The sequence below is a fragment of the Anabaena sp. FACHB-1237 genome, from assembly GCF_014696225.1.
GTDB lineage: Bacteria > Cyanobacteriota > Cyanobacteriia > Cyanobacteriales > Nostocaceae > FACHB-1237.
The window spans coordinates 16,300-31,090 of the sequence record NZ_JACJPV010000022.1 but is presented as its reverse complement, the minus strand read 5'-3'; the positions used below and the strand labels follow the sequence as shown (position 1 = coordinate 31,090).

The 14,791-nt window shown below is 35.6% G+C and carries 13 protein-coding genes and 1 pseudogene; 7 read left to right on the top strand and 7 right to left on the bottom strand.

Going from position 1 to position 14,791, the window contains the following annotated elements; translation table 11 throughout:
* Window positions 1–107: 107 nt before the first annotated feature.
* Window positions 108–1,751: an archaeosortase/exosortase family protein gene (locus tag H6F32_RS12400; RefSeq protein ID WP_190369646.1), complete on the bottom strand. Its 1,644-nt coding sequence runs from the start codon at window positions 1,749–1,751 to the stop codon at window positions 108–110.
* Window positions 1,752–2,192: 441 nt separating this feature from the next.
* On the opposite strand from H6F32_RS12400, the gene H6F32_RS12395 reads away from it, so the two are divergent.
* The 3 genes from H6F32_RS12395 (at window position 2,193) to glmS (ending at window position 5,190) form a co-directional block, all read left to right on the top strand.
* Window positions 2,193–2,831, top strand: coding sequence for a 1-acyl-sn-glycerol-3-phosphate acyltransferase (locus H6F32_RS12395; protein WP_190369645.1), 639 nt, complete (start codon window positions 2,193–2,195; stop codon window positions 2,829–2,831).
* A gap of 72 nt (window positions 2,832–2,903) precedes the next feature.
* Entirely contained in the window at window positions 2,904–3,200 is a 297-nt protein-coding gene (locus tag H6F32_RS12390) for a DUF2288 domain-containing protein (RefSeq protein WP_190369644.1), read from the top strand.
* Window positions 3,201–3,312: 112 nt separating this feature from the next.
* Window positions 3,313–5,190 carry a glutamine--fructose-6-phosphate transaminase (isomerizing) gene (gene glmS / locus H6F32_RS12385; RefSeq protein ID WP_190369643.1) on the top strand — a complete coding sequence of 626 codons (1,878 nt, stop codon included), beginning with the start codon at window positions 3,313–3,315 and terminating at the stop codon, window positions 5,188–5,190.
* A gap of 81 nt (window positions 5,191–5,271) precedes the next feature.
* On the opposite strand, the pseudogene tnpA reads toward glmS, so the two are convergent.
* Window positions 5,272–5,526, bottom strand: a pseudogene (tnpA, locus tag H6F32_RS12380) (IS200/IS605 family transposase); the annotation flags it as partial.
* Between the two features lie 290 nt (window positions 5,527–5,816).
* Window positions 5,817–6,020 carry a photosystem II reaction center phosphoprotein PsbH gene (gene psbH / locus H6F32_RS12375; protein WP_190369642.1) on the bottom strand — a complete coding sequence of 68 codons (204 nt, stop codon included), beginning with the start codon at window positions 6,018–6,020 and terminating at the stop codon, window positions 5,817–5,819.
* Window positions 6,021–6,956: 936 nt separating this feature from the next.
* On the opposite strand from psbH, the gene H6F32_RS12370 reads away from it, so the two are divergent.
* Both H6F32_RS12370 and H6F32_RS12365 read left to right on the top strand, forming a co-directional pair.
* Window positions 6,957–8,399, top strand: coding sequence for a glycoside hydrolase 100 family protein (locus H6F32_RS12370; protein WP_190369641.1), 1,443 nt, complete (start codon window positions 6,957–6,959; stop codon window positions 8,397–8,399).
* Between the two features lie 75 nt (window positions 8,400–8,474).
* Window positions 8,475–8,978 carry an ureidoglycolate lyase gene (locus tag H6F32_RS12365; RefSeq protein WP_190369640.1) on the top strand — a complete coding sequence of 168 codons (504 nt, stop codon included), beginning with the start codon at window positions 8,475–8,477 and terminating at the stop codon, window positions 8,976–8,978.
* Window positions 8,979–9,033: 55 nt separating this feature from the next.
* Here the strand turns inward: H6F32_RS12365 and H6F32_RS12360 are convergent, their stop codons facing one another.
* Window positions 9,034–9,504 carry an NUDIX hydrolase gene (locus H6F32_RS12360; RefSeq protein ID WP_190369639.1) on the bottom strand — a complete coding sequence of 157 codons (471 nt, stop codon included), beginning with the start codon at window positions 9,502–9,504 and terminating at the stop codon, window positions 9,034–9,036.
* 420 nt (window positions 9,505–9,924) lie between these two features.
* Here H6F32_RS12360 and H6F32_RS12355 point away from each other — a divergent pair, with 420 nt between their 5' ends.
* Complete coding sequence (locus H6F32_RS12355; RefSeq protein ID WP_190369638.1) at window positions 9,925–10,752, top strand: SDR family oxidoreductase; 828 nt, start codon at window positions 9,925–9,927, stop codon at window positions 10,750–10,752.
* A 74-nt stretch (window positions 10,753–10,826) separates the two neighbouring features.
* On the opposite strand, the gene H6F32_RS12350 is transcribed toward H6F32_RS12355, so the two are convergent.
* Together H6F32_RS12350 and H6F32_RS12345 are read right to left on the bottom strand one after the other, a co-directional pair.
* A complete protein-coding gene (locus H6F32_RS12350) occupies window positions 10,827–11,285 on the bottom strand; it encodes a cupin domain-containing protein (protein WP_199294557.1) in 459 nt (152 codons plus the stop codon).
* A 29-nt stretch (window positions 11,286–11,314) separates the two neighbouring features.
* The gene (locus H6F32_RS12345; protein ID WP_190369637.1) at window positions 11,315–12,085 is read right to left on the bottom strand and encodes a cysteine hydrolase family protein; all 771 of its coding nucleotides are present in this window, start codon (window positions 12,083–12,085) and stop codon (window positions 11,315–11,317) included.
* A gap of 55 nt (window positions 12,086–12,140) precedes the next feature.
* Here H6F32_RS12345 and H6F32_RS12340 point away from each other — a divergent pair, with 55 nt between their 5' ends.
* Window positions 12,141–13,538, top strand: a complete 1,398-nt coding sequence (locus tag H6F32_RS12340) for an amidohydrolase (RefSeq protein ID WP_190369636.1) — start codon at window positions 12,141–12,143, stop codon at window positions 13,536–13,538.
* 488 nt (window positions 13,539–14,026) lie between these two features.
* On the opposite strand, the gene H6F32_RS12335 is transcribed toward H6F32_RS12340, so the two are convergent.
* A complete protein-coding gene (locus H6F32_RS12335; protein ID WP_242031117.1) occupies window positions 14,027–14,713 on the bottom strand; it encodes a CPBP family intramembrane glutamic endopeptidase in 687 nt (228 codons plus the stop codon).
* Window positions 14,714–14,791: the final 78 nt, after the last annotated feature.

Here is a 14,791-nt window from a genome sequence, read left to right as displayed (position 1 = left end):
ACATAACTATGGTGCGTCAGACTGCATAAATTATGTAAATAAACAGATTTTTGGTATCTGACGCACCCTACATCTTAGCCAAGCGATCGCCCCTACATAACTATCTATTAGAAACGGGGAAAATTTTGTTGGTAATAGTTTCGTAATTCTTCCCATGCAGAGACTAGCAATGGTTCTACATTGGGGTTAGAGGATGGCGAGGCTAAATGAACCCATACACAGCGACGATCCCACATCAGCCGTTTGCCAAGGAACCATTGAGCAAAATTCTGGGGATTTAGAAGGATATCCCGAATACGACTTACTCTGCGAAAATCATAGTCATTGGTTACCGTTTGACCTTGGGAGGTGAGACAACTTGCTAAGTGGGTTTTTTCTTGACCCTTAACCATTAAATAGGGCGTATTGGGTTTTAGTTTTACATTGGTCAGTTGTTCTGTATGGTCTGATGCCACAAAATCCGGATCGTCTAAATAGGGAATTTGGGCTTCACTATTAATCACATAGGTTAAAACAGACTCTAACGAGGTTTGATTTTGCTGATAAAAGTAATGCCGTCCCGCCATCAATATATTGCTTGTTTTTTGTTGCCGTTGCTCCTGTTGAATCTTTTCCGGAGTGATCGTCTCCCCTTGCTGAGTGTCAATGAAAAATCCCATGGCTTTAGTGGACAATGGCTCGCTTCGTTCCATTTGCCAATTTTTTAGGGTAATTATTTCAGGAAATTGATAGCCGGCAATGCGTTGTGCGGCTCCTTCTGGCCAAGCAATCAACAGAATGAGTCCAAGGGAAATTAGGCATAAATAGCCTCTAACGATCCCTTCCTTTTGAGGCGATCGCCATAGGGTTTCGTGGCTTACCAAGGGAGGCGAAGTGATACGTTCTGGCATTCGAATAATGATAAATAAGCCACACCCAATTAAACCCAGGGTCATAAATAGATTAGATCCGGGAATACCGTGCCAATACTTGAACTTAGCGGTGTCATTGACCACTAGTGCCATAATACATAAGCGAATAATTGACAACAAAAAAGGCCACACAAAAGCAACAGCAACATTAAGAAAAATATCCCATTTATTCGAGATACTGACATAGAAAGAATAGACAATCAGTAATAATTCAAGACAAGCAAAAATCACAGGAAAAGCTGTACAGGCTGGGTAAATATCAATTCCCCAACCATTCACATAAACAAGTTGCCCCTGGGTTGAAGAATCAAAACCAACATACCACAGCACCAGGGAGCAAAGTTTAGCTGACAGAACCGTAATGGAAACATTCTGTTGAATAAACCAATAGATTCGTATGAAAACGCCGGCAAATAGGAACATAGTCGCCCACAGTCGCCAAAATTGTTTGATGCCATAGAATCCCGCTGCCAACAGAATCAGACCTAAAACAGCGATCGCTGGCGCAAAACCCCAAAACGCCATTGTATCTGTGTTCTCAAGGGTAAAGAGTTTTAATACCACTAACCCCAGTAACATTCCCCCTAATAGTTGGGCGATCGCCTGGCGGGGAAACCGCAACTGATGCTGCCGTTCATAATAAAAATATAGAGCACCACCATATAAAATGGCATTAATATACGGTCGCATCATGTCTCCATGAGAACGCCAGATGGAAAGACACTGCACTATTCCCAAAAGTACCAACACAAGGGCAACCAACACCCGTTTATCAAACCAAGAATCAATCTGTTGGGGGTAATGCCCACCGGACTTAGAGGTGGACAGCAATTTTTTCATTTGTTTCTCCTGATGAAATAGGCTTTATGACTTACGCACTGTACAAATTTACTATGATGTGAATGAACGAAAATCCGTTGTTTTAGGCTTTTGGCGATTAACTTCCGATCAATAGCAATGTTTACGGCAAGGGAGGCTATCACTCAAAAATCATGAAGAAATCATGAAAAAATCACGTTAAAATGCCCGAAACCCATAGCCCATATTTAGCTGATTCTGTCCATACGTAAGTTATAAACTGTGGTACATTTAACTTGTATAAGTCTAACGGGCAAGATACCTGCACCACAACACTTAACAATATTAAGATTATTAGATTTAGCTGCGTAACAGCTTATAATCATCTATTTTCGTCATTATTTTTTTGTCTGTGGGCGATGCCTTGTGTGAATTGCCTAACTCCTGATATCATCAGATTTTATTTGACGTTAATTCATAATTGTGACTAGAAAACGTGAACCTTTAATTAGTTTAGCTCTATACCACGCTTTTAAGTGGTCTATAGTTAGCCCTATGTTACACGCTTATTTTCGTGGAAAAATCTACGGTACGGAAAATGTACCACAAACAGGTCCTGTGATAGTAGTTAGTAATCATGCCAGTTATTTTGATCCTCCCATAGTTTCTAACTGTGTAGGTCGTCCTGTAGCATATATGGCTAAGGAAGAATTATTTAAAGTTCCTATTTTATCCCAAGCTATTAAATTATACGGTGCTTATCCTGTTAGTCGTGGTAGTGCTGATCGTGCTGCAATTAAGGCTGCTCTAGAATATTTAGAAAATGGTTGGGCAGTGGGAGTATTTTTAGAAGGAACAAGGACGGAAGATGGTAAAATCAAAGATCCTAAACGTGGTGCTGCGTTATTAGCTGCTAAAGCAAAAGCTCCCTTTTTACCTGTGTGTTTATGGGGAAGTGAACAAATTTTACAATCTGGTTCATCTTTTCCCCGTCCTATACCATTGACGATTAGAATTGGTAAGTTGATTGATGCTCCTACTTCCACAAATAAAGAAGAGTTGACAGCCATCACTCAACAGTGTGCAATGGTAATTAATGAAATGCACGATCTGGGTAGATAGGAGTCACTGAGTCAGAATTTTCACTCCGCACTCCGCACTCCCAACTAGGTAAATTAAAATATAGGTAAAATTATGAGTGATTTAAGAAGCGAATTAGAAGAAAATTTAGATGAAGCGGAATGGGAGTGGTTAATTCCCCATTGTCAAAGAGATGCCGTAATTGTAGTATCTCATGGTTTGGATTTGTTAAGTGTGGGGGAAGCGATCGCTGGTGATCAAAGTTCTGCTGTACGACGTTGGATAGATGAACAACTTATTGCTAAACCAACTGTGCAACAAATAGGAGAATGGAACCTTAATCGTGGTAAAAGATTTAATAGTTTGATTATTCAGCCCTATGTTTTAATTCAGGAAATTGGTGATTGGTGATGCAATACACATATAATACTCCCAACTCCTACAACTCCTGACTCCCAACTCCTACAACTGTTGACTCCTGACTCCTATAATAAACTTATCCTCTAACTGGAGTATTACAAAAATGTGCGGAATAGTTGGTTATATAGGCACTCAAGCAGCAAATAATATTTTATTATCAGGTTTAGAAAAATTAGAATATCGTGGTTATGATTCTGCTGGTATTGCTACTATTTGGGAAGGTAATATTCATTGTGTCCGAGCTAAAGGTAAATTGCTCAATTTACGCTCTAAACTAGAACAAGTTGAACATCCTGCTCAGGTTGGTATTGGCCACACTCGCTGGGCTACTCATGGTAAGCCAGAAGAACATAATGCTCATCCTCATCAAGATAATGCTCTGCGTGTGGCTGTGGTGCAAAATGGTATTGTGGAAAATTACCGCGAATTACGAGAGTATCTCAAAGCATTAGGCCATGAATTTAGGTCCGAAACTGATACGGAAGTTATTCCCCATCTCATCGCTGAATGTTTACAGCATACTCCAGAAAATCCCGCTTCTCCTTCTCATTTCTTTACAGCAGTCCAAGAAGCCATTAATAAACTAAAAGGTGCTTTTGCGATCGCTGCTATTTGTGCAGATTATCCCGATGAACTCATTGTAATTCGTCAACAAGCACCTTTAGTCATCGGTTTTGGCCAAGGTGAATTTTTCTGTGCTTCGGATACGCCCGCAATTGTTACCCATACCCGCGCTGTATTGCCCCTAGAAAATGGCGAAATTGCTCGTTTGACTCCTTTAGGGGTGGAAGTCTATAACTTCGCTGGACATCGTTTAAAGAAGCATCCTCGCACTTTAAACTGGAATCCCATTATGGTGGAAAAACAGGGATTCAAACATTTTATGCTCAAGGAAATTTATGAGCAACCAGGAGTGGTTAGAGCTTGTTTGGAAGCATATTTTCCTAGTGTCGGGGATATACCTGTAAGTCTAAATTTACCAGAAGAAATTTATACAGATTTAGCTCAAATTGAAATTGTCGCTTGTGGTACAAGTTGGCACGCTGCTTTAGTCGGCAAATATTTGTTAGAACAATTGGCAGAAATTCCTACTCAAGTACAATATGCTTCGGAATTTCGTTATGCACCATCACCATTAACAGCAAATACTTTAACTATCGGAGTAACACAATCTGGTGAAACTGCGGATACTTTAGCAGCTTTAGGTATGGAAAAAGAACGTCGTCAAGGTAAGGATGATCCGTACAAAGGACGATTTTTAGGCATTACCAACCGTCCTGAAAGTAGTTTAGGACAAATGATACCTAATATTATTAACACTCATGGTGGGATTGAAATTGGTGTAGCTGCAACAAAAACCTTTGTAGCGCAATTAATGGCGTTCTATGGGTTGGCTTTGGATTTGGGTTATCGTAGTGGGAAAATATCAGCAACTAGATTAACAGAAATAATTACAGGTTTACGTCAGTTACCATCAGAAATTGAAGCAATTTTAGAAACACAAGAAAAGTATATTGAACAGTTGGTACATGACTTTACAGAAACTAAAGATTTCATTTTTGTGGGTAGAGGAATTAATTTTCCCATTGCGTTAGAAGGAGCTTTAAAATTAAAAGAAATTAGTTATATTCATGCGGAAGGATATCCCGCAGGAGAAATGAAACATGGACCAATTGCTTTATTAGACAATAAAGTTCCTGTGGTAGCGATCGCCATGCCTGGTAATGTATATGAAAAGGTGATTTCTAATGCCCAAGAAGCAAAAGCTAGAGATTCACGCTTAATAGGAATAACATCAGTAAAAGATGATGAAGCAACAGAGATATTTAATGATTTAATTCCTGTGTCTGATGTGGAGGAAATTTTATCACCAATTCTCACAGTTATACCTTTACAGTTGTTAGCTTATCATATTGCAGCACGACGAGGTTTAGATGTAGACCAGCCGAGAAATTTGGCTAAGTCTGTAACGGTGGAATAACTGTCAGCCGTCAGCCGTCAGCCGTCAGGCTACTGACTGCTGACTACTGACCGAAAATAATGGAATACAAGCCCTGTCCTTCTAGGACGGCTTTTCTTGATTTTTGATATACTCCTTTAATATCTCTAGCGGCGCACCTCCTACAGAGATAGCAAAATAACTGGAACTCCACCATACTTCTTTATGGGGTTTTTTGTAGCCAGCTTGCCCATATCTACGACTAGATACGCCTTTTAAAGCATTTACTATCTGGGAGATAGATAGTTTGGGCGGATACTAAATAAGTGCATGAACGTGATTATCTTCACCATTAAACTCAAGCACTTGAAAATTCATTACTTGCGTAAGTCCTAAAATAATTACAGCATATTCCATCTACATGAGGAACAGGCAAGATGCCTGTGTTACAAGGGTTTTATCATTAAAATCTGTACCTCATAATAACGGAAACTGCTGTAAATATTATTTATAAATATTATTTAAGTGTAGTTTCTATTCAATCAGTACCGAGCGCCAAGTACCAAGTACGGGGTGAAAATTCTGACTCCTGAAAGCTGATAGCTAAAAAAACCCGGGCAAGCCGGGTATAATACTAATTAATTAGTTTATATGTATGGTTAATGCTATTAACCACCTAAACTGCGCCAATCTACAAGTACATCTTGAATTAATAAAGACTTGTTGTAAACTTGGAGAATAATTAAGAGAAATACGAAAAATAAGCCCATGAAGACACCCATTAGCGGTGTAGTTCCCCAACCTGGAGATACCTTACCATACTCAGCATTTAAGGGTCTGAGGATATCTCCTAATCTAGTCCGTTGTGCCATAGTTCACCTAAAGATCAATACGCTTTTCTTAAATTATCGCAGTTTATGATCTTTCTGAAAAAAGATAATTAATCCTGCAAAGGTTATTCTATCGTTAATCTTAACTCCACAGAAAAAACAAGTTAAGAATAGGAGTCAGGAGATTGAGGAGTTAGGAGTCAGAATAAGGAATTTTCTGCCTGCTTCCCGCTCCATAACTAGCAACGTTAATATCAAAATACAGTCAGATGATCTGGGTATGTACAGGAGTTTCCGTTATTATGAGGTACAGATGTTAACGATAAAACCCTTGTAACACAGGCATCTTGCCTGTTCCTCATGTACATGGAATGTGCTGTAATATCATCAAATTAACATTTGTAAGCTATAAAACCAGCTAACTATTAATACCTCTATTAATGCTAAATCTGCTATGTAAGCAGTTAATGAAGCGTATCAAAGTTTTCAAAAACAAGCAAGTTCAAGCAATAAAAACTAGTAGCACAATAGATGGTTATATTTTGTTATAAATAAGCAATATCATAGAATATTAACTATTTTTCCTCAATTTTTGGTGAAAAATATAACATTCTAAATTTTTACATACTTTTGTTGATTTTTGTGCAGGTTTATGTTGCATATTTATAAAAAACGTTATAAATTGTAAATTTGTAGGGGAATAATGTAATTTCTAGTTTGCAAACCTAAATTGTAATTATGTAAATATGGTGGCAGTGATTTAAACTACTAACAGATGTGTAATAGCCATAAGTATATATTTTAGTAAGTCAAAATTCTTATTATTTCGGAGAATGATGATTTATTAAATAATATGTACTATGGTAATATTTTCGCCGTTGATTTGTATTTTATATTGGCAAAAACCGTTGATTCTTATATTCAGAAATAAAGGCGCATCTACTACATATTCACTATCTAAATGGAGTTATTTTACCAATGCAACTGGATAAATTAGAAACAAAGATCAGCATAGAAGATGAAGCATGGCAGCTACTAGAAAATTCTATTCTTTATTATCAAGGTCGGCCAATTGGTACTTTAGCAGCTTATGATGCTTCTGTGGAAGCACTAAATTATGATCAATGTTTCGTGAGAGATTTTGTTTCTTCTGCTTTGTTATTTTTAATTAAGGGCAGAACAGAGATTGTGAAAAATTTCCTCGAAGAAACTTTAAAGTTACAACCAAAAGAGAGGGCGTTAAATGCTTATAAACCAGGACGGGGATTGATTCCAGCAAGTTTTAAAGTAGTAACTAATAGTAATGGAGAAGAATATTTAGAAGCTGATTTTGGAGAACACGCGATCGCTAGAGTTACCCCTGTAGACTCTTGTTTATGGTGGCTAATTTTATTAAGATCCTACATAGTAGCTACTAATGATTATGAAATAGCCTATCGTCCTGAATTTCAAACAGGAATTAAGCTAATTATGGATATTTGTCTAGCAAATCGTTTTGATATGTATCCCACATTATTAGTTCCTGATGGTGCTTGTATGATAGATAGAAGGATGGGAATATATGGACATCCTTTAGAAATTCAAGTGTTATTTTTTGCGGCTTTACGAGTAGCTAGAGAATTATTAATTTGTAAAGGTAATGAAGAAATTGTGGAAGCAATTGATAACAGATTACCTTTATTATGTAGTCACTTACGCCAACATTATTGGATAGATATTCACCGTTTGAATGCTGTTTATCGTTTTAAAAGTGAAGAGTATGGAAAAGAAGCAGTGAATCTTTTTAATATTTATGCTGACTCTTTACCTTATTATGATTTAGATAAATGGCTACCAAAAAAAGGAGGTTATTTTGCCGGAAATGTAGGACCTTCTCAGTTAGATACTCGCTTTTTTACTTTAGGAAATTTAATGGCTGTAATTTCTGGGTTATCTAATGAAACACAAGCAGAAGCTATCATGAATTTGATTGAAAAAAGATGGGATGATTTAATAGGAGATATGCCTATGAAAATCTGTTATCCTGCTTTACAGGGTGAAGAATATCGAGTAGTTACAGGATGTGATCCTAAAAATATTCCTTGGTCCTATCATAATGCTGGAAGTTGGCCAGTATTAATGTGGATGTTAACAGCTGCTGCATTAAAGACTAATAGATTAGATATGGCCAGAAAAGCTATAGAAATTGCTAAAGATAAGCTAAGTGAAGATGAATGGCCAGAATATTATGATGGTAAAAAAGGGAGATTAATTGGTAAACAAGCCAGGAAATATCAAACTTGGACTATTGCTGGTTTCTTATTAGCAAAAGAGTTAATAGAACAACCAGCTAATTTACCATTAGTAACTTTTGAACAGTTACCATTAGAAGCAGTTTCTAGGGCTTGCGAATTTGAACTTAATAGTATAGAACGTTATTAGTAGTCAGTAATCAGCTATCAGTAGTCAGTTTTTTTACTGATAGCTGATAGCTAATAGCTTGTATAGGAGTATGTTATGAGTGCATCAACAACAATTCAACGATTACAATTACAAATTATCACTCCAGAAAATTTCCAACCCTATGGACAGGTAATATTTCCTATTCAAGATGGAAAAACATTTGATCAAGAAGATGCTAAATTAAATTTAGAACATGGCATTCCCCGATTTTATATTATGCGTCTGGAAAATAAAGGACGAAAATTTAATCATATTACTCGTCATATAAAATGTACTCAATGTTTAGGTTCTTTGGATGGTAAAGATTGGTTAATGGCTGTATGTCCTCCTAATAATGATAGTAATGAACCTGTATTAGAAAAAATTGCTGCTTTTCGCATTCCTGGGAATTGTTTTATTAAATTAGAAGTGGGAACTTGGCACGCAGGACCATTTTTTGATCATGATTTTGTGGACTTTTATAATTTAGAATTAAGTGATACTAATGTAATTGACCATTTTACCCATAATTTTCGTAAAAGTCATAATTTAGAATTGGAAATGGTGGATATTATTTAAGCTTTCCGTCAGATTTAGATCCCGGACTTCTTAAAGAAGTCCGGGATCTTATTGTTCAATAAGCTAAACACATTTCTGATGAAAATTGCCCATAATCTATAATTTTAATCTGTGATGGTGAAATAGCAATTATTTTTTTCAGAGCATTTTGTTTAACTAATTGACACGCTTGATTAATATCTAACCATTGTCTTTGTCTTTGAGTAGCTTCTGGCCAATCTTCTAATACTTTATTTACTGAAAGTAAGAACATATTTACTTGATAGATATTCCCATTTTTGCGATATTTATAACTACCTAAAATCTGATTTTCCACTGTCCCAATCACTCCTGCTTCTTCCCATGCTTCTTTAGCTGCGGAATGATATTCAGTCATTCCTTTACAAATTCCACCCTTAGGAATTACCCAACTTTGACGGTTACGAGTTGTAATTAATAAAACTTCCACTGTTCCATCTTGTACACGATAGGGAATAACTCCTGATTGCTGGAAAATTTTATTATTGCTATTATTTTTACGTGCCATTGTAGTAGATTCCTTGTGTCTAATTGTCTAATTTTGGCTATGTTTTATATATAGCTGATTAGTGGGATGGTAAGCTGTTGTGCTTTTAATTTGGATAATAGATGCAAGCAAGATGCTTGCACTACAGTAATTTTAGGTTTTTTAGTTATACAGTGAGTGCTGCATATCAGCTTAATACCCCTGAATTTAGACTGAATTTAGAGTATCTAGTTTATCTAATCAGTATTAAATATTTCATAGATGTTATCCCCTATTCCGTATAATCTTAACTAATTTTCCATTTATTTTTTGATTTATTTTTCGGTTTATTACCGACTTGATTTTTGCTAAGATTCTCGAATTATCAAAAGTTATGTATATATTCTGTACAAGTTCCGGTAAGATTGACAGTAAATGATGAAATAACAATGTTGATCAATTATGAATCCTGTGGTAAATTCTTCGGAAAATATGATCTTAGTGGTTGGGGCTACTGGTGGTGTAGGACAACTTGTGGTAGGTAAGTTATTAGCTAAAAATCTTCCAGTGCGTATTTTTACACGCAATAGAGACAAAGTTAATCAAATGTTTAACCATGAAAATCATCAAGTAGATATTGCTATTGGTGATATTCGTGAATCTGATACCATCACATCAGCAATGGTAAATGTTACGTCAATTATTTGCTGTACAGGAACTAGTGCTTTTCCTTCTGATAAATGGCAATTTACTACATCTCCTAATTTCATTGATGTGGCACTTTCTATTTTTAATCGTGATATTTTAGAAGGTAAAGCTAAGAATAGTCCGATGAAAGTTGATAGTGAAGGTGTAAAAAGATTGGTTTCTTTAGCACCTAAAAATTTACATCGCTTTGTATTAGTTTCCTCCTGTGGTATTCTCAGAAAAAATGAATTTCCCTTTAAAATTCTCAATCTTTTTGGTGTTTTGGATGCCAAAAAACAAGGTGAAGATTTTTTAATTAATTCTGGTATTCCCTACACTATCATTCGTCCTGCGCGTTTAATTGATGGACCTTATACTTCTTCTGATTTGAATACTTTACTTCAAGCTACTACTAATGGTAAATTAAATGTTGTGTTAGGAACTGGTGATCAAATTTCTGGTGAATCTAGTAGAATTGATGTAGCAGCAGCTTGTGTGGAAAGTTTATTTTACGAAACTACAGTAAATAAGGTTTTTGAAATAGTCAATCAGGGAGAAAGAACAAATACTATTGATTGGGAAAGGTTATTTTCACAATTGTAAATGATATCCCCGACTTCTAATATCAATTTATTGTTTATTTACTAGATTAAATCAGAAGTCGGGTATCTTATCCATTAGATAAATTTACAAGAGTCTAATCTTCCTAAAACTGCTATATCTTCATCATCAAATTCTACAGGAATACCACTACGAATTAATTCAGAAAATTCTTCATTAGGAACCATAAATGTTAAGGTATAAAGGCGAGTATCACCTGTATTTCTAATTAAATGTGTTCCCGTTGGTGGCACTAATAAACTATCTCCCGCTTTAATTCCTGCTTTTTTTCCATCACAAATTACTATTCCTTCTCCTTTGAGAATAAAAAACATTTCTACCGCATTTTGATGGCGATTTGGTGGTGTTTGTCCTCCTACATCAAAAATTTCTACACAACAAGTTAACGAAGTATTTGCAGTGGTGGAATCAAAAATTATTGCTAATCTATTGCTATCATGGGGACTAATTCTATAGGCTTGATAATCTTTGGGAGATTTTAGCACGGGAATCATACAATGGCAAGTTTCTATCATATTAATTTTAAGTGAATTTTAAGTGAATTTTAAGGATTTAATCCTTGATAAATTGCCGATGAATCTGTAACAAAACCAAAGCATTGTTTGACATTATATAAAGTTGCTAACCAGCAGTATTCTGGTGATGTTGTGGCTGTACAATCTTTAATTAAAATGCAGTCATACCCTAAAAAATTGGCATCACATAATGTTGTAAAAACACATTGATCTGCGTTCACTCCTGTAAATAAAATTGTGGTTATACCTAAGTTTCTTAAAATGCTATCTAATGCTGTATCCCAAAATCCACTCATGCGATATTTATGAATATAAATATCCTCTGGTAGTTGTTGTAGTTCATCTACTACAGCCGCAGCCCAACTATCAAAAGTTAATACTTTTGCACCGTTTTTTGGTAAGCGATCGCCCAATCCTATCCCCTGTCCTGTAGGATTATAAACATGGTGTAATCCTGCGCTAATATTCAATAAATCCTCTCTATTGCCCCAATTTAACCAAATTATTGGTACATTAACCACCCGCAATTGTGGTAATAATTGTTGTAAAGGTTCTATGGGTTGTCTTGCTGGTGTTACATCTACTCCAATATGTGCTAACCAACCATCAGGATGACAAAAATCATTTTGCATATCAATGACCATGATAGCAGTTTTGGCTAAGTCTATCCGCAAGGCTTTAGTTTCTGTGGCTAAAATTATCGCTTGGGGAGTTTTTTGAGGACGAGTAATATCAGCAAAATTTTCATTGACACTCCAATTATTGGGACTAACTCCTAAATTCCGCAATGGTAGATTCATAAATCTCAAGCCTAAGATCATTGTTTATTTTCTAGCTTAAAATCCGGTAAAAATTATGCACTTTACAGTTAAAAATTGTTTAATTAACGTTACAAATGGTTACATAACTACGGATGTGCAAATCATTGATGGGAAAATTGCAGCTATAGATTCTAATTTACCCATAATTGGTGAAGTAATTAATGGTGAAAATAAACTCTTATTACCAGGGTTTTTTAATGCCCATACTCATTCTTCAGAAATGTGGTTTAGGGCAAGTATTCCACCTTTACCTCTAGAATTATGGTTAGCAAGTTTATATGATTCTCCTCCTATAAATGTCGAACAAGTTTATTTAACTGCTTTAGGAACAGCAGTAGAAACTGTACTTTCTGGTGGTACAAGTGTGGTAGATCATTTAATATTACTTCCTGGACAAGAATTAGAAACAATTGCGGCCGCAGTACGCGCATATCAAGAAGTAGGTATTCGGGCTTTTATTGCCCCTTTAATTCAAGATGAACCTTTTACATACTGTTTTCCTAATGGTAAATCTCAGTTGGAAGATACGCCTTTTCATGCCACAGCACAGGACATCTTAAAGATGATGGAAACTGCTATTCAAAGGTTTCATGATCCGGCAAATGGTATGAATATCTTACTAGGTCCAACGGGGATACAGTTATGTACAGATGATTTATTTATCGGTTGTCTGGAATTAAGCGATCGCTATAATTTATGTCTTCATGCCCATTTATTAGAAACTAAAGCCCAGGAAAAATTAGCCCAGGAAAAATATGGTTGTACTGCTGTGGAACATTTACAAAAAATTGGTTTTTTAACCCATAAAACCAGTTTAGCCCATTGTGTTTGGTTGACAGATAACGACATTAAAATATTAGCAGAAACTCAATCTACAGTGGTGCATAACCCTTTAAGTAATCTACGTTTAGGTAGTGGTATTGCCCCAGTTTTAAAATATATGCAAGCTGGAGTAAATGTTAGTTTTGGTTGTGATGGTAGTTGTAGTAATGACTCACAAAATTTATTAGAAGCCATTAAAATAGGTGCAATTTTACATAATATCACAGATCAGGATTATCAAACATGGATTACACCTCATAAATCTGTAGAAATGGCTTCTTTAGGAGGTGCAAAAGGTTTAAAAGTAGATGATAAACTAGGTTCTTTAACAGTGGGTAAAATCGCTGATTTAGTATTATATGATTTAACAGATTTATCTTTACTTCCGCGCACAGATCCCATTGGTTTATTAATATTAGGTCGTCCTGATCATGCAGTTTGTAATGCTTGGGTAAACGGTAAAAAAATAGTCGCTAATGGTGAAATTACCACTATTAATGTTGATCATTTAAAACAAAAACTATTCAATCTTAGTAATTGGCAAATGCGACAAAAATCACCAACTTTCATGAAATTAGAGCCCCATTATCGGCAAGTTACGGGATTATAGAAAAATCAGATCACTGACTTCTTAAAGAAGTCGGTGATCTTTATGAAGGAGTGGATCCTTGCCAAAATACTGATGTGCAGCACTCACTGTATAACTAAAAAACCTAAAATTACTCTCGAATTTCAACCCATTCTCGAGAAAGTACAGATGAAATACGGCTATCTTTATCGCTTGAATTAGGCAATATTGATAAATTTGGTAAATTCGCAAATGCTATCTATAGGAGACTCTTAGCGTAGTCTCTTGTAAAGAAGCGATGGCACTTTGTGTAAAACTTTACTACAATGGAACAAAGTGATATTGCAATGAGGTAAGCTGTTGTGCTTTTAATCTGGATAATGAATGCAAGCAAGATGCTCGCGTTACAATGTAAAAGATAATGAATGCAAGCAAGATGCTTGCGCTACTGTATTCTTGCGTAGAGTAATTCATGTAGGGGTAATTCATGAATTACCCCTACTTTTGTGATGTTTTGTGTAAGTCCTCACCTATACTAAACCCACCAGAATAGCGATCGCTCCCAGTAAGGAATGAATAATAATAATACTATATAAATTACGAAACTTTGCGTAGTTCCATCCCCAAATCATACCTATAATTAATGTAAATACCAGTGTCAGTATATCTTTATAAATCAGATGTACAAAACTGTAAAGTAAGCTAGAGAGTATAATCTGTACCCAAGTTGCAAATTTTGCTCTCTTAAAAATAGCAAATAAAAACCCCCGATATAAAAACTCTTGTATGGGAGAAGATAAACTCACAAAGAAAAGGTAAAATAGCCATTGATATGCTGAGTTATCTAACCGTGATCCATGAGTTAAATAATAAATAAACATTAACCCAGTAAAGATTAATGTTGGTAAGGCGATCGCTGTCAAAGATTTTTTTAAGTTTTTATTTGTAAATCCCAATTCTACAGGAGAAAATCGGTATAAATAGGCGATCGCTGCTACGACTATAGCGGCAAAAATTAGCACATAAAACCGCCAGGAAAAAGGAATTACTTCTAAAAATACAAGTAAAACTGGTAGAATGTATGTCAAAAATACAATCAAAATTACTCTTTGTCTTTCTTGATAAAGTTGCTGATTTTCCATATTTAATAGACATTTTGTAGTAATGAAATCTGCATAACCTCCAAACCATTGTAAGTACAATTCTTGTAGTGACAATTCATGAATTGTCCTTACTATTCACTCGGTCATACCCAGATCCCCGACTTCTTTTATTTATTGTGTCCACGAATTATA